Origin of the sequence: Streptococcus sp. D2 (assembly GCF_006385825.1) — a bacterium.
Classification (GTDB): Bacteria; Bacillota; Bacilli; order Lactobacillales; family Streptococcaceae; genus Streptococcus; species Streptococcus shenyangsis.
Window position 1 is genome coordinate 37,536 of record NZ_VFSI01000012.1, and the last position, 22,922, is coordinate 60,457.

At 39.5% G+C, this 22,922-nt stretch carries 23 protein-coding genes; 8 read left to right on the plus strand and 15 right to left on the minus strand.

What is annotated here, in order from left to right; translation table 11 throughout:
- Positions 1 to 2: 2 nt before the first annotated feature.
- From FJR73_RS07840 to FJR73_RS07870, 7 genes are all read right to left on the minus strand, one after another.
- Positions 3 to 596, minus strand: coding sequence for a sugar transferase (locus tag FJR73_RS07840; protein ID WP_140834302.1), 594 nt, complete (start codon positions 594 to 596; stop codon positions 3 to 5).
- Between the two features lie 388 nt (positions 597 to 984).
- Positions 985 to 1,668, minus strand: coding sequence for a tyrosine-protein kinase (locus FJR73_RS07845; RefSeq protein WP_061758839.1), 684 nt, complete (start codon positions 1,666 to 1,668; stop codon positions 985 to 987).
- Between the two features lie 10 nt (positions 1,669 to 1,678).
- Positions 1,679 to 2,371 carry a capsular polysaccharide biosynthesis protein gene (locus FJR73_RS07850; protein WP_000653383.1) on the minus strand — a complete coding sequence of 231 codons (693 nt, stop codon included), beginning with the start codon at positions 2,369 to 2,371 and terminating at the stop codon, positions 1,679 to 1,681.
- An 8-nt stretch (positions 2,372 to 2,379) separates the two neighbouring features.
- Positions 2,380 to 3,111 carry a capsular polysaccharide biosynthesis protein Cps4B gene (gene cps4B, locus FJR73_RS07855; protein ID WP_140834304.1) on the minus strand — a complete coding sequence of 244 codons (732 nt, stop codon included), beginning with the start codon at positions 3,109 to 3,111 and terminating at the stop codon, positions 2,380 to 2,382.
- A gap of 1 nt (position 3,112) precedes the next feature.
- Positions 3,113 to 4,558, minus strand: coding sequence for an LCP family protein (locus FJR73_RS07860; protein WP_140834306.1), 1,446 nt, complete (start codon positions 4,556 to 4,558; stop codon positions 3,113 to 3,115).
- A 377-nt stretch (positions 4,559 to 4,935) separates the two neighbouring features.
- Complete coding sequence (locus FJR73_RS07865; RefSeq protein ID WP_140834308.1) at positions 4,936 to 6,894, minus strand: peptide ABC transporter substrate-binding protein; 1,959 nt, start codon at positions 6,892 to 6,894, stop codon at positions 4,936 to 4,938.
- Between the two features lie 195 nt (positions 6,895 to 7,089).
- Positions 7,090 to 8,697, minus strand: a complete 1,608-nt coding sequence (locus tag FJR73_RS07870) for an alpha-glucosidase (RefSeq protein ID WP_140834310.1) — start codon at positions 8,695 to 8,697, stop codon at positions 7,090 to 7,092.
- A 152-nt stretch (positions 8,698 to 8,849) separates the two neighbouring features.
- Here FJR73_RS07870 and FJR73_RS07875 point away from each other — a divergent pair, with 152 nt between their 5' ends.
- Both FJR73_RS07875 and FJR73_RS07880 read left to right on the plus strand, forming a co-directional pair.
- Complete coding sequence (locus FJR73_RS07875; protein ID WP_140834312.1) at positions 8,850 to 10,334, plus strand: DUF1846 domain-containing protein; 1,485 nt, start codon at positions 8,850 to 8,852, stop codon at positions 10,332 to 10,334.
- Between the two features lie 94 nt (positions 10,335 to 10,428).
- The gene (locus FJR73_RS07880; RefSeq protein WP_000032557.1) at positions 10,429 to 10,911 is read left to right on the plus strand and encodes an S-ribosylhomocysteine lyase; all 483 of its coding nucleotides are present in this window, start codon (positions 10,429 to 10,431) and stop codon (positions 10,909 to 10,911) included.
- A gap of 61 nt (positions 10,912 to 10,972) precedes the next feature.
- Here the strand turns inward: FJR73_RS07880 and FJR73_RS07885 are convergent, their stop codons facing one another.
- The 5 genes from FJR73_RS07885 to rsmH all read right to left on the minus strand — a co-directional run bounded on the left by FJR73_RS07885 (position 10,973) and on the right by rsmH (position 18,129).
- Positions 10,973 to 13,078: an ATP-dependent Clp protease ATP-binding subunit gene (locus FJR73_RS07885; protein WP_140834314.1), complete on the minus strand. Its 2,106-nt coding sequence runs from the start codon at positions 13,076 to 13,078 to the stop codon at positions 10,973 to 10,975.
- A gap of 535 nt (positions 13,079 to 13,613) precedes the next feature.
- A complete protein-coding gene (mraY, locus tag FJR73_RS07890) occupies positions 13,614 to 14,594 on the minus strand; it encodes a phospho-N-acetylmuramoyl-pentapeptide-transferase (protein ID WP_140834316.1) in 981 nt (326 codons plus the stop codon).
- A 1-nt stretch (position 14,595) separates the two neighbouring features.
- A complete protein-coding gene (pbp2X, locus tag FJR73_RS07895; protein ID WP_140834318.1) occupies positions 14,596 to 16,848 on the minus strand; it encodes a penicillin-binding protein PBP2X in 2,253 nt (750 codons plus the stop codon).
- Between the two features lie 3 nt (positions 16,849 to 16,851).
- Positions 16,852 to 17,169 (minus strand): cell division protein FtsL, encoded by a 318-nt coding sequence (ftsL, locus tag FJR73_RS07900; RefSeq protein ID WP_000227822.1) that lies wholly within the window; start codon positions 17,167 to 17,169, stop codon positions 16,852 to 16,854.
- A 9-nt stretch (positions 17,170 to 17,178) separates the two neighbouring features.
- On the minus strand, positions 17,179 to 18,129 hold the full coding sequence (rsmH, locus tag FJR73_RS07905) for a 16S rRNA (cytosine(1402)-N(4))-methyltransferase RsmH (RefSeq protein ID WP_050279758.1): 951 nt from the start codon (positions 18,127 to 18,129) through the stop codon (positions 17,179 to 17,181).
- A gap of 166 nt (positions 18,130 to 18,295) precedes the next feature.
- On the opposite strand from rsmH, the gene FJR73_RS07910 reads away from it, so the two are divergent.
- The 6 genes from FJR73_RS07910 to FJR73_RS07935 are packed head-to-tail and all read left to right on the plus strand — an operon-like array spanning position 18,296 to position 20,715.
- Positions 18,296 to 18,490, plus strand: coding sequence for a helix-turn-helix transcriptional regulator (locus FJR73_RS07910; RefSeq protein ID WP_001082471.1), 195 nt, complete (start codon positions 18,296 to 18,298; stop codon positions 18,488 to 18,490).
- Between the two features lie 15 nt (positions 18,491 to 18,505).
- Positions 18,506 to 19,048 carry a DUF3278 domain-containing protein gene (locus FJR73_RS07915; RefSeq protein WP_101776550.1) on the plus strand — a complete coding sequence of 181 codons (543 nt, stop codon included), beginning with the start codon at positions 18,506 to 18,508 and terminating at the stop codon, positions 19,046 to 19,048.
- A gap of 10 nt (positions 19,049 to 19,058) precedes the next feature.
- The gene (locus tag FJR73_RS07920; protein WP_101776551.1) at positions 19,059 to 19,301 is read left to right on the plus strand and encodes a hypothetical protein; all 243 of its coding nucleotides are present in this window, start codon (positions 19,059 to 19,061) and stop codon (positions 19,299 to 19,301) included.
- A 9-nt stretch (positions 19,302 to 19,310) separates the two neighbouring features.
- Positions 19,311 to 19,637, plus strand: coding sequence for a hypothetical protein (locus FJR73_RS07925; RefSeq protein ID WP_101785408.1), 327 nt, complete (start codon positions 19,311 to 19,313; stop codon positions 19,635 to 19,637).
- 26 nt (positions 19,638 to 19,663) lie between these two features.
- The gene (locus FJR73_RS07930) at positions 19,664 to 20,242 is read left to right on the plus strand and encodes a DUF3278 domain-containing protein (RefSeq protein ID WP_101776553.1); all 579 of its coding nucleotides are present in this window, start codon (positions 19,664 to 19,666) and stop codon (positions 20,240 to 20,242) included.
- Positions 20,239 to 20,715 (plus strand): glutathione peroxidase, encoded by a 477-nt coding sequence (locus tag FJR73_RS07935; protein ID WP_101776554.1) that lies wholly within the window; start codon positions 20,239 to 20,241, stop codon positions 20,713 to 20,715. Before FJR73_RS07930 ends, FJR73_RS07935 begins: the two co-directional genes overlap by 4 nt.
- A gap of 143 nt (positions 20,716 to 20,858) precedes the next feature.
- On the opposite strand, the gene FJR73_RS07940 is transcribed toward FJR73_RS07935, so the two are convergent.
- Genes FJR73_RS07940 through FJR73_RS07950 form a run of 3 tightly spaced genes read right to left on the minus strand, consistent with a single transcriptional unit; the run spans position 20,859 to position 22,919 of the window.
- Positions 20,859 to 21,152, minus strand: coding sequence for a DUF5960 family protein (locus FJR73_RS07940; protein ID WP_140834320.1), 294 nt, complete (start codon positions 21,150 to 21,152; stop codon positions 20,859 to 20,861).
- Complete coding sequence (locus FJR73_RS07945) at positions 21,145 to 21,507, minus strand: hypothetical protein (protein ID WP_049546733.1); 363 nt, start codon at positions 21,505 to 21,507, stop codon at positions 21,145 to 21,147. Before FJR73_RS07945 ends, FJR73_RS07940 begins: the two co-directional genes overlap by 8 nt.
- Positions 21,504 to 22,919 (minus strand): Y-family DNA polymerase, encoded by a 1,416-nt coding sequence (locus FJR73_RS07950; protein ID WP_140834322.1) that lies wholly within the window; start codon positions 22,917 to 22,919, stop codon positions 21,504 to 21,506. The genes FJR73_RS07945 and FJR73_RS07950 overlap by 4 nt, the downstream gene beginning before the upstream one ends.
- Positions 22,920 to 22,922: the final 3 nt, after the last annotated feature.

Sequence of the window (22,922 nt, forward strand, 5' to 3'; positions counted from 1 at the left end):
TCTTAACTCTCTCGTTTACTCCCCTCTACAATTCCTTTTCGTTTCAATACATAAGGTATTGTTCTTACTATGCATTTTATGTCCATTATTAATGACCTATTCTTCACATAGTAACCATCCAATTTTGCTTTCATATCTGTAGACAGATTGTCTCTACCATTGATTTGCGCCCATCCAGTTAATCCTGGTAAAACATCATTTGCACCGTATTTTTCTCTTGCCTCTATTACATCACGTTCACTTACCACTACTGGTCGAGGACCCACAATGCTCATATCACCAACAAGAATATTACATAATTGAGGTAATTCATCTAGAGATGTTTTCCTTAAGAAAGCTCCCACTCTAGTGATCCACTGCTCTGGATTTTGTAAATCTCGAGTTGCCACATATTTTGGTGATTCCACTTTCATAGTCCGAAATTTAAAAACATAAAAAGTTTTCTTGTGAATTCCAAAACGTTTTTGTTTAAATATTACCGGTCCTTCTGAATCCAACTTAATCGCAATTGCAATTAGGATAAAAACTGGACAAAATAACGTTATCGCTATTAAAGATATAGATATATCTCCTAATCGTTTTAATATACTGTACATAAATTATCTCTCACTATAAATACAAAGTTCATCTTATTTCCATTTATCAAATTAAATTTTTCAGCCTATGAAAGCACAAAAACTCAATATATATTTGAACACTCAATAATTTTCAAAAATATAATTCTTTTATCCTCTATGTCAAATAAAACTTTTCTCCATCTAAAGAAAATTTATTTGTTTCAGTAATATATGAATTATCAATAATGTATTAGAAGGTTCAATTCAATTGTTCTTCCAAACAGATCTAATATTTAATTTGAAGAAATATCGGTCTCTGAAATTGCAATCAGTATATAAGCTAGTAAACTAACAGGTACATTCTATAAGATTACCATAGTTATATTGTAGAACCCCCGTCCTTCTATATGGACTCCCTAACCTCATTTTATCTTTTACCATAATTACCATAACCACCGTAAGAGCCATATTTTTCACGTTGAATATCAAATTTATTGAGAACGACACCTAAAAATGGTTTTCCTGTTTGTTCTAACTGGCTTTTCGCTTTTTGTACTTCTCTTCGTTTTGCAACTCCTGCCTCTACAACTAAAATAGATGCATCGCATTTTTGTACAACAATAGCTGCATCGATTACAACTCCAATTGGTGCCGTATCAACAATAATATAGTCAAAATATTTACGTAAGGTTTCAATCATAATTTCAAAGTTATCACTTTGAAGAAGAGCTGTTGGATTAGGAGAAGCCACTCCTGACTCGATGACAAACAAATTGTCAACATTTGTCTCACAAAGCCCATTTGACAAATCCTGAGTTCCAGCTAAATAGTCTGTCAAACCTGTAATTCTTTCTCTTGACTTAAATACTCCAGACATAACTGAATTCCGGATATCTGCATCAATCAAAAGAGTCTTATAGCCTGCACGCGCAAAAGCCCAAGCAATATTAGTAGAAGTTGTAGATTTCCCTTCACTAGGATCAACTGAGGTGACTGCAATAACTTTCAAGTTATTGCCGCTCAATTGTACATTTGTTCGTAAAGCATTATAATACTCTTCTGCTTTTTTTACAGTGTTAAGTTTCTGTTGTGATAATTCTAACTTTGCCATCTCTTCTCCCTTACTTTACTTTATCCAGATTTGGAATGACTCCAAGGAGTGAAATCTCCATAACATCTTCTATATCTTCTGGACGTTTTACACGATCATCAAATAGTTCAATCAATAGCACTACTACAATCACTAGGCTTGCTCCAAGACCTGCTCCAATCACAGTATTACGACGAATATTTGGTGATGATGGACCAATTGCTGGACGTGCTTCCTCAAGGGTTGTTACATCTGAAACACGAGTAATACTGATAATTTTTTGAGCAGCTACTTCTCTCAAAGAGTTAGCAATACGGCTTGCCTCTTCAGGAACTCGATCATTAACTGAAATAGACACAATACGGGTATCAACTGGTACTGTCACTTTAATTTTATTAGCCAAGCCTTTTGGCGTCAAATCTAGTTTCAAATCAGACACAACTTTCTCCAAAACATCCTGCGATAGGATAATTTCACGATAGTCTTTAACCAAGTATGATCCTGCCTGTAGGTCTTGATTGGTCAAACCAGATTTCTCTTCCTGATTCCGGCTAACTACATAAATCCGAGTCGTACTAGTAAATTCAGGTTTGATAACAAAAGTACTATAAGCAAAAGCAACTGAAGAAGTTATAATTGCCACCAATAAAATGACTAACTTTCTTTTCCATAAAGCTCTGAATAGTTGCAATACATCGATTTCCAAAGTGTTTTTATCCTTCATATTTTCTCCTAAATTAATTGATCCATTATAATTTTTCTGGGATTTTCCACAAAAAGTTCTTTCGCCTTTTTCGCTCCATATTTCTTAGCAATGATATCGTATGCCTGTTCCATATATGGAGGTCTAACATCTAAATTGTGCATGTCACTTGCGATTACATGAACTAAATCACGTTCCAAAAAATACCTCGCTCGTTTTTTCATAAATTTATATCTTTCTCCAAAGAACTTAGGTTTTAGAACATGATAGCTATTTATCTGAGTATAGCACCCCATATCAATCAGTTCACGAACACGTTTTTCATTATCCTCTAATGCATCGTAACGTTCAATATGAGCAATTACTGGCGTGATTCCCAACATCAAAATATTGCTCAATCCCGTATGAATCTCACGATAGGGAGTATGCATGCTAAACTCAATCAAAGCATAGCGGCTATCATTAAGGGTAGGAATTTCTTTTTTTTCTAGCTTTTCTAGAATATCCAGAGTATAGTATATCTCTGCGCCATAAGCAATGACTAAATCATCTGCTACTTCTTTTGCAATTTCACGAACCTTCATAAAATTTGTTGCAATCTTTTCTTCGGGAGTCTCAAACATTCCTTTTCGACGATGCGAAGTAGACACAATCATTCGAACTCCTTGATTATAAGCTTCCTTTAACAGTGCTTTACTTTCTTCTATTGACTTTGGTCCATCATCTACATCAAAAACGATATGCGAATGGATGTCTATCATTTTACCTACCCTCCATCACATCCTGTATAGCTGCTTTAACTGCAGCTAAACTACTATCATCTATTTCCATCATATAGAGGTTACTGTCTGGCATTGCATAAGAAGGAAGATCCATCCGACCTGTCCCTTTTAAATCTTGAGAATTTACTTTATAGTTCCCTCCACTTTCCAATTGAGTATTCACTAGATCCATCATCGTCTCAATCGGCATATTTGTCTGAAGGGAATCCTGCAAGCCTTGAAGGATATTGCTGTAGTTTTTTAAGGCCTCGGTTGAAGTCAGCTTCTGAATAATTGCTACAATAACCTTTTGTTGGTTTCGACCACGGTCACGATCTCCATCCGCTAATGAATACCGTTCACGAACAAAGCCAAGAGCTTGCTCGGAATTAAGGTGAACATTCCCGACTGGAAAATGGAACTTCCCATTTTGCAATGAAAACTCTTGTTCATTATCAACATCTACTCCACCCAACAAGTCAATTAATTTCAAAAATGATGTAAAGTTCAAACGAACATAATAATTAATATCTACACCATAAAGATTCTCGAGGGTGTGAATGGATGAGTCAACCCCGTATATACCAGCATGAGTCAATTTATCCTTTTGATTGTTACCACCATCAGCAATAGGAACATATGAATCTCGAGGAGTTGTTGTCAGAAGGATTCTCTTCGTATCCCTATTGACCGTCATCAAGATATTAACATCTGAGCGAGAAACTGAGCTAATGGCACCGTAAGTATCAATACCACTAACATAGATATTGAAAAAGCGATCTTTAGATACCTTAGGAGTCTCAACCTCTTTAGTCATCTTTTTAGTGTAAATTTTCTTGATTTTAGAAGCATAATCCGGATACTCTGCCTCAATAATATTCTCAAACACGCTATTTAAGACAATAGCTTTAGCTTCTCCAGAAATCAAACTTTTATAAGTTGACAAGTAAGAAGTACTTTTATCAACCGTCAAATCCTTATTTTGACTCGTCTTAATATCAGCGATTAACTTTTGAATATTCTCATTATCCGTCCCAGTTGGCCCTATAACACTAGATAATTGAGCAACATTATTGATATCACTATCCTTTAAAACTACAACACTGAGAGAATACTCTGAATAATTTGAAGTTGCATTAATATGGCTTGTAAATCCTACAAATTGTTGCAGAGCAAATACAGAAACTGAACTCACTAACACAGCAAGTGTTAAAAAGAAAATCGTGAACTTTTCTGCTTTTTTATAGATTATTAGTAGTGTAGCACTGACAGCAACCACCAAAGCAAAAACTGCGACCACTATATTAACGTGCCTGAAAGCAAGTATATTGTACTTAAAGATTAAGAACAATAAAAAACCAACTAACAATAAATAAATAGTCAACAAGACTATATTAACACTTCGCTTCACTTTCTGTGAACGTGATTTTTTAAAACGTCTACTCATGATTAACACCTATACATTTAATGCTACTATTATATCACTTTTTTACGATAAACTCTACATTTACGAGTTTATAGACATCCTTCGATATAGATTATTTGGACATCATAAGCACTGATACTATTCTAAAATCTCTTCAAAGCATATCAGTACCACCGTATCATAGTTATATGTTGCTGGGGACAATCTCAAAACAAGTCTTTGAGATTCTGTGTATATCTTCCTAGTTGCTCTTTGATTTTCATTGAGCATTAGACCATCAAAATCAATACAGCATTTCATTTACAATTCAACACAACTAGACAACTACTAGCCCGTACAGCAAAAAACAGCTCTATTAAGATGGCTTTATAAAAACCATCCAATAGAACCACTCATCATTATTTAACATGCTTTTCTGCTTCTTTTTGAGCTTTTTCGATTGCTTTTTTGCTTTCTTGCTCCCATTTAGTTTTGGCTTCTTCATACTGTTTAGTTGTAACAGTATCTTTTTGCAGTTTCATGTACTTGTAGTTATTTCCATCACCCTTGATACCAACCAATGAATAACCTCTTGTAAATGGTGTCACTTTAGTTACAGAAGCTGTACCACCATTTGACATAGCTGACATAAGGAGAGAGTTATCGATCATCCAAGCTTGAGCTTCAGCATACTTTTCATAACGCTTAGCTACATCTTTATTTTCACTATCTGCATCTTTAAGCATCTTAGTGTAGGTGTCAAGACCTAGGCTAGCAATTTTTGCTTTATCTTCCTTGGCATCTAGACCAAAAATCTTGAGGTAGAATCCATCCTCTGCATTGAAAGGATTGAGATAAGTTGATGGATCCTGATAGTCACCTACCCAGCCATCAAAGTTCAAATCGTAGTCTCGATCAGCTGGTGTTGGTGCCAAGAAGGCTACATTATTAAAATCATCTGTTGACAGTTGCTGAACATCAATGACAATATTATCAGCACCCAAAACTGATTCAAGGGTCTGCTTAACTGAGTTCATACCTGTCACAGCATTTTTATTCGTCTGATCAACTGCCACATCCAAGTGAATAGGGAAAGTCACACCCTGACTTGCCAATTCTTTTTTAGCTTCCGCAAATTTTGCTTGGGCTTTTTCTTTGTTGAAATAGGCATCCTGGGCATCTGCCAAGTTAATATCTGACCATTCTGTGCCATAGTTGACCAATTTAGAAGCGACTACTTCTCCAAAGGTCTTATCTCCAACTTGGACAAATGTTGGAGGCACCAAGGTGTTACGAAGAGTCTTGCTAGCAGCTTCTTCCCCATTTGACTGGGCAGAATAGGCTGTGCGGTCCAAGGCGAAGTTCACTGCTTGACGGAAGTTTTTGTTCAAGACAGCTGTCTCAGTTGACTTCTTCTGCTCATCTGTCGTTTTAGCAGTGTGATTGTAAGCCTTACGGTTGACGTTAAAATTAAAATACCAAGAAGTCTTGTCCTGCAAACTGTAAATGATATTATTCTTATATTTTTCCTTTGTCTTAGCAAAGTTTGAACTATTTGGATAAACACCTGCGATTGAATAAGCTCCGCTTTCAAAGTTACGGATAGTCAATTCTTGGTCTGAGCCGTCAAAATAAGCCAATTTCACGCGCTCAATCGATACTTTGTCATGATCATAGTAATGCGGATTTTTCACATACTCGATCGATGATTTTGATGTGAAATCTTTTAACAAATAAGGTCCGCTATAGAGAATACTATTTGGAGACAGGGTACCAAAATCTTTCCCTTTTGAGTTTAAAAACTCTTCGTTTACTGGGAAAAGAATACTATTGGTTGTTTTTGAGTTCCAGTAAGGTTCTGGGCGTGCCAAAGTATACTCAATAGTCTGGTCGTCGATGGCCTTCACCCCAACCTTAGAAAAGTCAGAATCCGCTCCTGTAATATAATCATTCAAGCCCTTGATCGAGTTTTGAATCAAGTCAATGGCCTGAGATTTATTATCCACTGCGTACTTGATCCCTGTCACAAAATCTTGTGCCTTAACTGGGGCGTATTCTTCACCGTCAGCCGTGAACCATTTGGCATCTTTTCTCAATTTATAGGTATAAGTCAGGCCGTCGTTCGAAACAGACCAGTCTTCTGCCAAAGACGGAACTAGGTTCCCATGATTGTCATTTTCAAGCAAACCATCCACTAGGTTGGTGATAATCGATGTATTGTCAGCGTAGTAGTCTAATAAGTAATTAAATGTAGTTGGATTTCCACTAAAGGTTGATGAGTAAGTTTTTGTATCTGAACCTGATTGTCCACAGGCAGCCAAAAGCAAGGCAGCCGCAAAAGTTAGGCCTGCACTAAGAACACGCTTTTTTGTATTCATCGTCTTTCTCCTTTATGTTAGTTTTTATAACATAAACTTATTTTACCAAAATAGCCCGGATTTGTAAAGTTAATTGAATTTTTAGAATGAAAGTTTATAAATGTAGGCATAAAAAAACAAAGAATTTCTGTCTTTCATACAGTCCTCCCTTGTTTTTATACGATTTCGATTTTAGATTTTTCTGTTCAGAAATATTTAGCCCAACTCCACACAGAAAGCATCCCATGGAGCTAAGATTTGTTTTTCAAAGACTTCTTGAGCCACAGTATTTTCAATCAAGACTGATTTAACTTTTCCTTCTACTGTTAAGTCTTGCTCTTCATTGGACAAGTTGGCCACAACTAGGAAACGACGATCACCATCTTTACGGATATAAGCAAAGACCTTGTCAGCTGTTTCCAATAGTTCAAAGTCAGCTCGAATCAGCCAACTATTCTCCTTACGGATTTGAACCAGTTTCTGATAAGTATAGAAAATAGAATCTGGATTTGCCAGCGCTTCTTGAACATTAATTGCTTGATAGTTTGGATTTACTGCCAACCAAGGTCGACCTGTCGAAAAACCGGCGTTTTTGCTCTCATCCCATTGCATAGGAGTACGGGCATTATCACGTCCGATAACACGGATACTATCCATAATTTCTTCCATCGGAACGCCTTTTTCAAGAGCTTCACGCGCATAATTGAGGGATTCAATATCTTCTACTTGATCTAGCGTTTCAAAGGGATAGTTGGTCATGCCAATTTCCTCACCTTGGTAGATATAAGGAGTTCCTCTCATGAGATGAAGTAAGATGGCAAAGGCTTTGGCAGATTTTTCGCGGTATTCTTGGTCATTTCCCCAGATTGAGACGATACGAGGGAGGTCATGATTGTTCCAGAAGAGCGAATTCCAGCCATCCTCAACTCCTAACTCTGTCTGCCATTTATTGAAAATTTCTTTCAACTTAGCGATATTCAGCTCTTTTTGATAGTGCCATTTAGGTTGCCCTTCCTGATACTGAAGACCGATATGTTCAAACTGGAAGACCATAGACAACTCTTGCCCCTTTGGATCAGAGTAAAACTTGGCAATATCTGGCGTTGCTCCCCAAGTCTCCCCTACTGTCAAGAGATCCTTATCTCCAAAGGTAGCCTGATTCATCTCCTTGAGATAAGGATGGAGCATAGGACCGTTATTGACTACTTTCTCGTCAGGAATTTTCCCAATCATATCAATAACATCCATACGGAAACCGCCAATCCCTTTATCAATCCAGAAATTCATCATCTCATAAATTTTCTGGCGAAGTTTTTCATTTTCCCAGTTGAGATCAGGTTGTTTCTTGCTGAAAAAGTGGAGATAGTATTGACCTGACTTTTCATCGTATTCCCAAGCTGATCCGCTAAAGATAGAATCTAGGTCGTTGGGCTCATCGCGCCAGATATAGTAGTCTCGCTCAGGGCTGTCGGGATTTTCACAGGCCTCGACAAACCAAGCATGTTCATCTGAGGTATGATTGACCACTAAGTCCATGATGATACGAATATCACGTTTTTTAGCTTCCGCGATCAGCTCATCCATATCCTCCATGGTTCCGAAAATAGCTGCAATCGCTTGATAATCAGCAATATCATAGCCATTATCATCCATAGGACTGTCATAAACTGGAGAAAGCCAAATCGCTGTGATTCCTAACTTGGCTAGATAGTCTAACTTACTGGTAATTCCTGGCAAATCGCCAATTCCATCTCCGTTGCTATCCATAAAACTCTTTGGATAGACTTGATAGACTACGGCATTGTGCCACCATTTTTCTTGCATTTTCTTACCTCATTATTTTAATAATCTACAGTCTATGATAGCGCTTTTCTGAGTTTTGTGCAAGCGTTTGCCTAATCTTTTTACTTCCTTTTTTAACTCCATAGTTTCCTAACTGCCAATTTTTTATTATAATAGAGGTCAGAGGTAAAAAAATGAAAAAACAAGCTTTTAGTTCTGAACAATATTTGAATCTACAGCGCGACCACATTTTGGAGCGCATTAACCAATTTGACGGCAAGCTCTACTTGGAGTTTGGTGGCAAAATGCTAGAAGATTTCCACGCTGCTCGTGTGCTTCCTGGCTATGAGCCTGACAACAAAATCAAGCTCTTGCAAGAGTTGAAAGAGCAGGTTGAGGTTGTGATTGCCATTAACGCTAGCAACATCGAGCATTCTAAAGCACGTGGTGACTTGGGCATTTCTTATGACCAAGAAGTTCTTCGTTTGATTGATAAATTCAATGAATTAGGGATTTTTGTCGGCTCAGTGGTCATTACACAATACGCTGGCCAACCCGCTGCAGATGCTTTCCGCAACCAACTTGAGAAAAACGGAATTGATTCCTATCTTCATTATCCAATAAAAGGATATCCGACGGATATGGATCACATCATTTCTCCAGAAGGCATGGGAAAAAATGACTACATCAAAACCAGTCGCAACCTGATTGTCGTAACCGCTCCTGGACCTGGTTCTGGAAAATTGGCAACCTGTATGTCCAATATGTACCACGACCAAATCAATGGTATCAAGTCTGGTTACGCTAAATTTGAAACCTTCCCAGTTTGGAATCTTCCCCTTCATCATCCAGTTAACTTGGCTTATGAAGCTGCCACAGCTGACCTTGATGATGTCAACATGATTGATCCTTTCCATCTTCAAACCTATGGAGAAACCACTGTCAACTACAACCGTGATATCGAAATCTTCCCAGTGCTCAAGCGCATGTTGGAACGTATCCTAGGAGAGTCTCCATACGCTTCTCCAACAGATATGGGAGTCAACATGGTTGGTTTCGCTATTACAGATAATGAGGCTGCTATCGAAGCCTCTAAACAAGAAATCATCCGTCGCTACTATCAAACTGTTCTTGATTTCAAAGCCGAAAAAGTTGGCGAAGCTGCTGTCAAGAAAATCGAGTTGCTTATGAATGACCTCGGCATCACACCTGCAGACCGTAAGGTTGCTGTCGTTGCCCGTCAAAAAGCTGAAGAAACTGGCGGACCAGCCCTAGCCCTTGAATTGCCAACTGGCGAAATCGTGACTGGTAAAAACTCAGAACTCTTTGGCCCTACAGCCGCTGCTCTTATCAACGCTATCAAGAAATCAGCTGATATTGCTAAAGAAGTGAAACTAATCGAACCAGAAGTTGTCAAGCCAATCCAAGGTCTTAAAATCGATCATCTAGGTAGCCGCAATCCACGCCTACATTCAAATGAAATTTTGATTGCACTGGCTATCACAGCTACGGAAAATCCTGATGCTGCCCGCGCTATGAAAGAACTTGGCAATCTCAAAGGAAGCGAAGCCCACTCAACCATCATCTTGACCGATGAAGACAAGAATGTCCTTCGTAAACTAGGTATCAACGTAACCTTTGACCCATACTACCAATACGACCGCTTGTATCGTAAGTAACGATTTCAACCTCTCCAGCCTCGGAGAGGTTTTCTCTCTGTCTCAGGAGCCAGCTTTATGATATAATAAAAAAAGAAAACTGAAAGGATATACCATGTCAAAAGAAGTTATTGTTGAAAGTTTTGAACTTGACCACACTATTGTTAAAGCACCCTATGTTCGCTTGATTGGGGAAGAAACCGGGCCAAAGGGAGACGTTATCTCCAACTTTGATATTCGCTTGGTGCAACCAAACGAAGACTCAATCCCTACTGCTGGACTTCACACTATCGAGCACCTCTTGGCAAAACTTATCCGTACCCGCATTGACGGTATGATTGACTGTTCACCATTTGGTTGCCGTACAGGCTTCCACATGATTATGTGGGGACGTCATACCAGTGCTGAAATTGCGGCTGTTATCAAGGATTCGCTCAAGGAAATCGCTGAAACCACTACTTGGGAAGATGTCCCTGGAACAACCATCGAATCTTGCGGAAACTATAAGGACCACAGCCTCTTCTCTGCTAAAGAATGGGCTAAACTCATCCTTGAACAAGGGATTTCAGATGATGCCTTTGAACGTCATGTGATTTAAACGTAAAAAAGGAACCAGTTTTTTCAGCTGGCTCCTTCTTTTTTATCCTCAAAATTCTGTCTTAGGCTTTTTCACGAATGACCAAAACACCATCTTCCATATCTGCTTCCAGATGTTTGGCATCTAAATGATCCAAGTGGAAGTCTGTCACCTTATCACGAATTTCTTGTTCAACCACGCGACGGAGAGGACGAACCCCCATGACTTCGTCATAGCCTTCTTCAGTGATATAGTCTTTAGCCGCTTGACTGACTGACAAATCAATATCTTTCTTAGCCAAGGTTTGGTTGACTTCAACCAACATAAGGTCTACAATCTTAGAAAGATCTTCTTTGCTCAAGTGTGAGAATTCGATGACAGCATTGAAACGGTTAAGGAATTCTGGACGGAAGAATGGTTTCAAACGGTCCATCAATTCTGGTTTGTCCGCATCTTCTGTCAAGTTGGCTTCATAACCAAATCCAGTATTTGATGTTGCGATAATGACAGTGTTCTTGAAGTTTACTGTATTTCCTTGACCATCTGTCAAACGACCATCATCTAGAACTTGGAGGAGAAGGGTAATGACTTGAGGATCAGCCTTTTCAATTTCATCCAAGAGAATGATAGAGTAAGGATTGCGACGAACACGTTCTGTCAAGGTATTGCTATTATCATCATAACCCACATAACCTGCTGTTGTACCAATTAGCTTAGAAACGGCTGTGCGGTCACTGTATTCAGACATATCCAAACGAATAATCGCATCCTTGGTCCCAAACATATCCAGCGCCAATTGCTTAGCAAGCTCTGTCTTACCGACCCCAGTTGGTCCTACAAAGAGGAAACTACCGATTGGGCGATTGCCTTCATCGAAACCAGCACGGTTACGACGGATAGCACGAGCTACTGCTTCTACCGCCTTGTCTTGGCCGATTACCTTATCTTGCAAGCGATGTGCCATATCTTTCAAACGTTCGATGTCTGACGCTCCCATTTGTGAAACTGGAATACCCGTCATTCGTTCTACAGATTCAGCCACATCGTTGACACTTGCAGTTACTTTCATATCTTCTGTGTGGTTTTCGATTTTCTTTTCCAATTCTGCGATGCGTGTTTTATAGTTTAGAGCTGCTTCAAAATCTTCTGCCTCAACAGCTTTTTCTTGCTTGTCTTTTTCTACCTCAATTTCACGTTCAACAGCATGAACATCTGTTACTGGATGCTGAGCTGCCAAGTGAGCTGCAGTTACATCTACAAGGTCGATAGCCTTATCTGGCAAGCTACGTTGAGGAATATACTGAACAGAATAATCCACCGCTGCTTTCAAAACTTCGTCTGGCAAGATGACATTGTGGTGTTGCTGATAGAGGTCACGAATTCCTTGAAGAATTTTATATGTATCCTCTGCTGAAGGAGCATTGACCTTGACTTCGTTGAACCGACGAGCAAGAGCTGCATTCTTCAAGATGGTGTTACGGTATTCATCTTGAGTCGTTGCCCCAATCACTGTCAATTCTCCACGAGAGAGAGCTGGCTTAAGAATGTCTGCAAGCCCTTTAGAACCACTGTCTCCACCAGTGCTACCTGCACCGAGGATTTGGTGAATTTCATCAAAGAAGAGAATAATATTCCCTGCTTCTTTCACTTCATTGACTAAATTTTGAACGTTTTCTTCAAAACTACCACGGTATTGAGTCCCAGCCTCAAGACCTGAAATATCAATGGAAATAATTTCCTTATTCTTGATAGCAGCTGGGACATCGCCGTTCACAATGGCTTGCGCTAAGCCTTCGACAACTGCTGTCTTACCAACACCTGCGTCTCCGACTAAAACAGGATTGTTCTTAATACGGCGTGAAAGGATTTCAGATGCTTCTTGAATTTCCTTGTTTCGTCCGATAACAGGATCCAACTTGCCCTCACGCGCTTCTGCAGTCAAGTTTCGACCCAGTTTAGCAAGGACACCATCTTGTTTTATACCTGAAGCCTGTTGTTGCATTTGTCCATCAGCTTCTACATTCCCTTGCAATTGACCGGTTGCACGATAGTGAGCAAATTCCTCAGGTGTGACTTCACGTCCATTAATCAAGTAGCGACGATTTTCAGAACTGTATCCTCGCATACCACCCATCAATTGGTTAAATAAATCATCCATGTTATTAAAATTATTAAAGTTGTTATTCATATTCTTTACCTCTTTTGTTTACTTAGTTATGATTACTGATATTGACTATCTTTGACCTTTGTTTTAAAAAATTTAGACTAGCTAAATCGCTACTCTAGGTACTATTTCTGGCTTTTCTTTTTCAAGCAGGAGTAGACTATCTTTACTTCTAAAGATTTCTAGATGAAACATAGACACACCTCTTTCTACTTTACTTTAAATAAGTGTTCTAGTAAGGCTTTCATTTACCTTACGTTCATAATATACTACATTAGTCAGAAAAGGTCAAGATATTTGACTTTGACTGACCAATATTTTTTATACTCTTCGAAAATCTCTTCAAACCACGTCAGTTCTATCTGTAAGCTCAAAACAGTGTTTTGAGCACTTCTTAGTTTGCTCTTGATTTTCATTGAGCATAAGTGTTCACGTAAGGCTTTTATTTACCTTACGTTCATAATATACTACATTAGTCAAAAAAGGTCAAGAAATTTGACTTTGATTGACCAATATTTTTTAGAATGCAAAAACACCCTGAAACGTCAGGGTGCCATTCTTACATCAAATACAAAATTGCTAGGGTCAAGAGACTTGCTAGGAGTCCCACTCCCCAAAAGAAGAAGTCGACCTTCCACTCGCTCCAAGGACTTCCCTTACCAGACAATCCTCCAAGCTCAAAATGATGATGCACAGGCGTCATACGAAAAATACGTTTGCCACCAGTCAGTTTGAAATAACTGACTTGCATCATAACCGAAGTTGTTTCAAAGACATAAACAATTCCGATAATCAAGAGAGTCCATTCTTGATGGAGGGCCATAGAGATAGCTGCCAGCATTCCACCTAAGGCCAAACTTCCCACATCCCCCATAAAGACTTTAGCAGGCTTATGGTTAAAGACGAAGAAACCAAGCAAACCACCAATCATGACAAGAATCACTAGAAGGATATCCATCTGACCTTGCACATAGGCAATAACTCCATAGGTAGACAAGCTAATCACAACGGAAATACTAGCTAGACCGTCAATACCATCTGTCAAGTTGACTGCGTTTGAAAAACCGACTAGCCAGAAAAGAGCGAAGATAATATAGAAAATCCCTAAATGCACTTGGTAGCCAAAGACAGAGAGCATATCGCCCCCACGCTCATAAAAAAGGTAGAAAATGACGCCACCTAGCAGCTGAAGAGCCAATTTCTGTTTGGGGTTTAGCCCCTCATTGATCTTTCGGAAGACCTTGAGAAAGTCATCTAAAAAACCAACCAAACCATACAAGACCAAAATAAACAAAATCATACCAACATTATTGGTCAATTGTTTTGAAAAAAGAGCGACGAGGAAACTCACCACAACTGCAGCAATGAGGAAAACAAGCCCCCCCATTGTAGGAGTCCCAGCTTTTGCCTGATGCTGTTTAACATCCTCATGCATCTGCTGGCCTGTAATTTGCGCCTTTCTATAAAATTGGATAAAGGCCGGAATTCCTACTAAAGTTAGTAAAAATGTCACAATTCCAGCACTGATGGAAATAAACATATTAGTCTCCTAAAGTTAATTTAATTTTTTTAATGTTTTTGATAGCTGTATTAGTCCGAACATCTTGCTTCTGAACAACGGAACCTGAACCTTCAAATTCCAGTTCAATATCCAACCATTTAGCAAAGGTCTCGGCAGTCTCTTTTTTCCAGCCATACATGTCTGGAATTTCTTCTACCTTATCCGATAAAAGGAGAACTTGTTGGTTTGGTGCAAGATTGGTCCCTTCTTCTACAGAAGTCTCTTTAATCTTTGTTCCAGTACCTACAACGATTGGTTGCACAATATTTCGGCGTAAGGCTTCCGCCAACTCACCAGGTGAAATATCCTTGATGCTAGGCATTGCATAAGAAGATTCTGTCGTAACTTTATCTAAATTTTTGGCTGGAGATTGAAGATTGAGAGATTCTTTCATAGCTGAAGCCCGCTCCAAGATTGGGGTGGCAAATTCTCCCAACTGGATACCTGAAAAATGCTCAGGCTGTTGAACCGTTACATACAAGATAAAATCAGGATTTTCAGCAGGATTCATAGTCACAACTGAGAAAATATAATTGGTAGAACCAACCAAGTATCCTCCATTTTTCTCATCAGCGATTTGAGCCGTACCGGATTTAACTGCTACATTTTGTCCAGGAACTGTTATAATTGGCTTTCCTGTGTAGTGATTATACATAGTTCCATATAGAGGGTCCGTCCCAACTAAGATCATGTGATTTCGAGTTGTGCTTGCTGCCTCTTTGGAAACAGGATTTCCTACTATTTCTTTTTGTGACTTACGTACAGACTGATTGTTAGTATCATAAATAGCACTTATAAATTTTGGCTCCAGCATAACTCCATCATTAGCAATAGCTGTAAAGGCACGAAGCATTTGTGTTTGTGTCACTGAAATTCCTTGCCCAAATGAGCTTTGAGCAATACTAACAATATTATCAGCTGGAAGTTGACCAGCGTATTCATCTGTCAAGCCAAAGCGAGTTGGAACCCCAAATTTAAAGCGTTTTAGATAATCCAACCAAGTAGCATCTCCCATTTTTTGTTCAAGTAGACTCGTTCCAACATTACTGGAGTGAGCGAAACCTTGTGAGAAAGTCATCATCCCACCAGTAGTCAAACCAGCATTAACATCCCAATCTCGAGTCGTCGCATCCGCTATTTTGAATTCACTGCTATTGAAGTATTCTCCACTTGGGAAGGTATTATTATCAATAGAAGAAGCTAACGTCATGACCTTAAAGGCTGATCCTGGTTCATAGTTACTTTGATAAAGAATATCACGCCAAACAAAGTCCTCAGTGATTCCTTCTTTAGTATCTGCATTAAAGGTAGGTCGTTGGGTGGTAGCGAGGATTTCACCGGTCTTTGCACTGACCAAGGTCGCGGTCATATACTTACCTTTTACTTTTTCTAGAAAGGCATCCATCTGAGTTTCCATGAAAGATTGTAGCGGACTAGACAATGTTGTATAAACATCCTTGCCATCCACAGTTTGTTGCGATACCAGTTCTGTTCCAGGGACAATATTACCCAGACGATCTTTTTCATAGGTAATAATACCGTCTTTCCCTGCAAGAATACTATTCAAGGAACTCTCCATCCCAGAAGTTCCCAGCAAACTCTTGCTTCCATCTTCATTTTCATGGAGTTGAGCTAAACCAATAAAACTAGAAGCGAATTGTCCATTTGGATAGCTTCTATTAGGGCTAGTTGTGAAGTCAATTCCTTCAACACTAGCGTCTTTCAAATCCTTTTTAATAGCCATCATATTGGCATAGGTAATTCCATTTCCTTTGGCACCGAAGGAAACTTGGGTTAGATTTGGTTGAGCTAATTGCTCTTTCACATAAGCTTCATCCATATCCAAATATTTATGGAAGACTTCAGCTACCTTATTAAACTGGGCATCTTCTACATAAAGAATTTTACCCGTTGCTGATTTGTATTTTTTATCAATAACAGCATAGACATTATAGGAGGTTGCATCCTCAGCAATCGGGACTCCATTTCGGTCATAAATAGTCCCACGTTTGGCAGGGACTGTACGAGTTATTTGGTGAACTTTCTTAGCCTCTTTGACTAGATCCGTTCCAAATTTACTACCACTCCCGATAATAACAGCAAAATTGACCAAAAAGACAGCGAAAAGTACGACAGCTAACAAGCTGATGTACTTCCCCACTATTTTACGGTTTTCTGCTGGAGATTTACGGTTTCTAATCGCAAATCGGATTATTCTTTTTGTCCACTTCATATCTTACTCCGCTGATCGAATATTCTCATTATTCAATTTTAAGTCCTTAGAATTTGCGATTTCTTTCAAGCGTTCTGCCCTCAACAATTCATTTACCTCTTGTTTGGCATCATCCAACTCTGTCTTCTTCTCCTCTATCTGCGCATTGATTTTTGTCAAATCATTTTGTACTTGTAGGAGTCGGGTCTGCATAAAGATAATACTAAGCGCCAAAACGAGAGCTGTAAACGCAATGGAAAGATAAAAAGCCTTCTCCACACGGGAGAATTTTTTTATACGATTCTGCAAGAATTGACTGGTTGTTTCTTTTTTATCTACCATTTTTTCCTCTTACTTGTGAATTTTTCTGGCCACGCGCAACTTGGCTGAGTGCGAGCGGTTATTGGCTTCTAGTTCTTCTGCACTTGGCAAGATTGGCTTACGGGATACCAATTCCATCTTGGGCTTGAGGTCATCTGGGATGAAAGGCAAACCTTTTGGAACTTCCACAGTTGAAGCCTCCTTGAACAATTGCTTGGTCAAGCGGTCTTCTAGTGAATGAAAGGTAATCACTGAAATTCTACCATCCAGAGCCAATATATCCATAGCCTGCTGGATGGACTCATCTGCCGCTCCCAGTTCATCATTGACTTCAATTCGAATAGCCTGGAAAATCTGCTTGGCAGGATGCCCCTTCTTCTTGAGTTCCTTGGCCGGTTTGGCCGACTTAATAATTTCTGCCAATTCAGTCGTAGTCTCGATTGGCTTGACTTCCCGAGCTTGTTCAATCTTACGCGCAATCTGTTTAGAGAATTTATCCTCACCATACTTGAAGAAAATACGAACCAAGTCATGATAGTCATAGTGGTTCACTACTTCATAAGCTGTCAGACTAGCATCCTGATTCATGCGCATGTCCAGTGGCGCATCCTTTTTATAAGAAAAACCACGCTCACGCTGGTCCAGCTGAGGACTAGACACTCCCAAGTCATAACAAATTCCATCAATTTCCTGAACACCAGCTTCGCGCAAACGTGCCTGTAAATGACGGAAATTATCCTTGATAAAGGTTACCATCCCTTTTTCGATATAGGGTGCCAAACGTTTTTGCGCATTGTCAATGGCATTCTGGTCCTGGTCAAAGGCATAGAGATGGCCTTTTTCACTTAATTTACTTAATAAATACTCGCTATGGCCTGCTCCACCCAAAGTCGCATCAACGTAGATACCGTCAGGCTTTACGTCGAGCATATCAATCGTTTCGTGGAGTAAGACCGTTACATGATGAAATTCTTTTGTCATATCTTATCTATTTTACCACAAATCTGACTAGCTTGCACTAGTCAGACAAATAGGCCAAAAACAAGTAAGATTTCTTTAAGAAATATGTCAAATATGCTTGACATTCACTCTATAGAAGAATATAATGTAGTCAAATATATGCGACACAAATCAGAAAGGAGACCAGATGAATCGTGTGAAAGAATTTCGCAAGGAACTGGGCATTTCCCAGCTCGAACTCGCCAAGGATATCGGTGTCTCGAGACAGACCATCAATATGATTGAGAACGACAAGTACAATCCAACCCTGGAACTCTGTCTCAATCTCGCCCGCAGCCTCCAAACTGACCTCAACAGTCTCTTTTGGGAGGATAATTTTTAAAAAAGGAGCCAACTCATGAAAAAAGAAACCTTCACTGAAAAACTGATCAAGCGCACATACGGTATTTCTGATCCACTTGACGAATACAAACGACGCGAGGCTGATCGTATCGGCAATCAAGTCTTTATCATCCTCTTTTATCTGATGATTTTCGGAAATCTTATTCCACTCCTTCTGGCCTATAAATACCCTCAAGAAGTGGCTCTAATCTATCCTCCTCTGATTTTAGTGATTGCCCTCATCGCTGCTGGCTATGTCACCTACCAAATGCAAAAAACAGGGATTACAACTATTGAACCAGATATGCTGAGTGAGAAAGAAAGTAAGCAACTACACTACCCAGGTCTGAAAGCAGGTTTGTTCTTTGGTCTATGGATGTTTTTTATAACTCCTCTTCTCGGTATACTCATAGGTGAAGGTCAGGACTATTTTCATTCTCTTCTCACTATAAGAAATGGTGTATCAAGCATTCTAGGTTCTATTTTCTTCGGAGCGAGCATACAGTTCCTCATCTCCCGTCGCATTGCAAAAACTAAGAAAGATCAAGATGAGGATTAGGAGGTGCCCTATGAAAAAAGAAAAGAAACAGTTACGTTATCCTGGTCTGAAAGCAGGTTCGATTTATGGAATAGTGATATTTTTTATAATTCCACTCATTGATACCCTAACAAGTGAAAATCCAAATTTTATCACTTCTCTTCTAAATACAAAACATATTTTTAAAACTATACTGGGAGCTTTCTTTTTCGGAGTGATGATGCATATTGTCGACTCACTTCGTATTGCAAGAGCTAAAAAAGACCAGGATTAGGAGGTACCTATGAAATCATTACTAACTTTACTGACCTATCATCTTTTGTTCAGTTCTCTGCTCATCTTCATCATCGTTTCAGGGAACTTGCCAATCTACGATATAGTCCTCCTTCCAGTCTTTGTTCCAGCCCTCAACAAAGGATTGACTTATCTAAAGATTGACTCCCAAAAAACGAGCATACTCAACTTAGCACTGTGCTTTATGATTCTATCTTTACCACAATTGATGGTCATCTCAAGCAATTGGAAATATTATTTACTGCTCACTATCGCTAGCCTTTCTTCTATCACTTATCTTTATTATCTCTATCAATTCGTAAAAGAAAGTCAGTAAAACTGCTCATTTAGGAGGTTACTAGTATGAAAAAAGATGACTTAACCACTCGCCTACTCCGAAATCTCTTTCATATCCAAGGCCCTTTTGATGAATGCCGACAAGAAATTATCTACAAGGCTTGTGCCCGTTCCATGGTCCAAATCGTTTATTCTTCCTTCTTTCTCTTCTTGTTTTATCTATTATTTGGACGCTTCATAGAGGTCGTTCGCTATGCCATGCCCTATGTTTACTCTGGACTCATTTTTTTCATTACCTTAAAAACTCAAAGAGCCGTCAAAGAACTCCACTTGGAAAAAGATGACAAGTCAGAAATCATCCTCAAAACCTACAGCAAAGCCCAAATCAAATTCCGAAGCTGGATTGTGTTTATCAGTCTTCAGATTGGCCTCTTTACCCTACTCATCTTTCATAAAGTCTTCGTTCAGCAGATGTCCCTTTCAGATTTTGTGAAGTTACTCATGCAATTCGATAAAAGTGTTCCTTTACTGATGTATGGTCTAATTATCGGTAGCATTTTTGGAACCCTGACCTACGGCTTTCTATCCCTACAGGAGGAGAAAACGCCTAAAAATACCAAGCAGAAAGAGAAAAGCAAACAATGACCTCAATCTACGATTTTTTAGTCTTAAACCAAGACAATCAAGAAACCCCATTAGATGCCTATCGTGGTAAGGTTCTCTTGGTTGTCAATACTGCTACTGGATGTGGTTTAACGCCCCAGTATCAAGGACTCCAAGAACTCTATGACCGCTATCAAAATCAGGGCTTTGAAATTTTAGACTTCCCTTGCAATCAGTTTATGCGACAAGCACCAGGTAGTGCAGAGGAAATAAATAGTTTCTGTAGCCTACACTATCAAACCACCTTCCCACGTCTTGCAAAGGTCAAGGTCAACGGTAAGGAAGCAGATCCTCTTTATGTTTGGCTAAAAGACCAGAAATCTGGCCCACTAGGAAAACGAATTGAATGGAATTTCGCTAAATTTCTCATCGGTCGAGATGGGCAGGTCTTTGAGCGTTTCTCTTCCAAAACAGACCCAAAACAAATTGAAGAGGCCATACAAAACCTACTATAATTCACAATCTCACTATGATTAGGTCTCCTTTAGCCTAATGAATAGTGAGATTTTTTGATTGGCTGTGACTCAAATAAAAAAACACCCCATGATATGAAACATGAAGTGTTATAAAAATGATACATTTTACAGCAGACAACCCTCTACTGACTACTATTTTTAACCCCAGCATATGCATAGGTTCTATTTCTAGGACACTCTTTTTCCGTTACTACCCTAAAATAAAAGCGATGCTCCCGCCCATCCTTGGCATTCTCCTTGTTTAGGACAAAGTAGTTTTTCTGATTCAAGGCCATAGTGCGTAGGATGTCATCGATCAAAAAAGTCAGTGGTACATTCATAGCAGAGTATTTTTGAAAATCCTCTTCAAAACGAATATAGGCATCTGAAAAATAATCCATCTGCAGTTTGTTTTCATACAACTCTTTTCTAGTCATACACCCCTTCCTCCCACAGTCGAATTTCTAGGATATCTGCAAGCTCTATCAGCCTGTAGCCCTCGCTTGTTCTAATAGATAATGATTTAGAAGATAACTCTCTCACCTTACCGATGATAGTGGCTTTCTGCTTCTTTTCCTTGACCACAAAACTTCCCTTCAGTTGGCCAACATAAAGCTGAGAAAGCAAGTGTAGTTTCTCATCTAGAATCAAATCTGTCGAAAAATCAACCCGATTTTTTTCTTCACTGAGCGAACTGGTGTGTTCTGAAAGGTAAAATCCCATCCACTTCTGCATACCTGGATCTTGATAATCTCTCGCGGATTGAAAGGGTAAATAAGAACGATCAATCATTTTAATCCATCTAATCCTTCAGCAGAATGTCCCCCAATCAGCTTGCTTCTGGCAAGACTCCTAGAGGCTTCTTCCAGTGCATTGGCTCTTAAAAGAGAAGTGAAACCAAATTGTTCCCGAATGGAGTCAATGGCCGTCTGGAGCCTTTCTTCTTTTTCTAACTTATCAACATCATCAAAGAGAGATATCAAACCAAAGGACTCATCCACAAAGCCTGAATAGTTGATTCCAACACTTCTGACCGCTCCTGAAGTGTATTTATTATGAAATAACTTCAAAACATAGTCCGTTAAGACAGCTGTATTATTGGTCGGTTCGACCTTCATTTGTGTGTGTATAGAGGGCCTGACTTCCTGTTTAGAGAAACCGACATAGACAGAGACAAGGGTTGTTTTCTTGCCCGCCCTTCTCAGTCTAATAGCCACCTGCTCAGCCATTTCTCGAAGAATAATTTCGATATCCCGTAGCTTCACGTAGTCTCTCGGCAAGATTTGAGAATTTCCCAAACCTTGGGACTTGGCTTTATAGGGATTATGAACATTGCTCTCATCAATCCCGTTAGCATGAAACCACAAACGCAGGCCAGCCTGACCGAGAACTTTCTGTATCTGGTCTGGATTGCTGATAGCCAATTCTTTGATTGAAAAAATCCCCAGAGCATGCAAGCGTTTCTCCATCCGCCTGCCAATCCCCCAAAAATCCGTCATCTTGGGAATGGACCAGACCTTCTCTTCCACATCCTGGTAAGACCAGTTGGCCCTCATGGTCTGAGTGTGCTTGGCTTCATTATCCAGAGCCAACTTGGCCAGTAAGGGATTGGCATTGGACATACCTACTGTAGAGTAGATCCCTGTCTGCCTCCAAATATCCCTCTGAATACGAGCAGAAAGCATATCCAGCTTGTCTTTGCGAGAGAGACTCTTGTCTGAAATGAAATAATTAAGTGAACTAGTCAGGTCAATAAACCCCTCATCGATAGAGTAGGGATAAATATCATCTGGACTGCCATAATTCTGAAAGATTCGCTGGATTTCCATATTGACTGCGATGTACTCATCCATCCTAGGTGGCACAATCAAGGTCACTTGAGCCCAATCTTCGATGTAGCGAACATAGTCTGAGTCGTTAGGTAGCCCTTGCTTTCGAGCATTGTAATAGGAAAATTTTCGCGTTTTGATATCAAAAGGCAAATCATAGGCTCGACCAACATTTGACTTGCCAAAAATCTTCTTAAACAGGGGAGAGGAGGCTAGGATAAGGCCAGTTGAATTATCCGCGCGACTCATGACACAAAGCGAGGTCTTCAGTGGATGCAAGCCCCTTTTCACACACTCGACACTGGCATAAAAAGATTTCATATCGACAAAGGCAATGTCACTTTTGGGCTCTCTAGAATAATCAAAGTAGCCCATTGG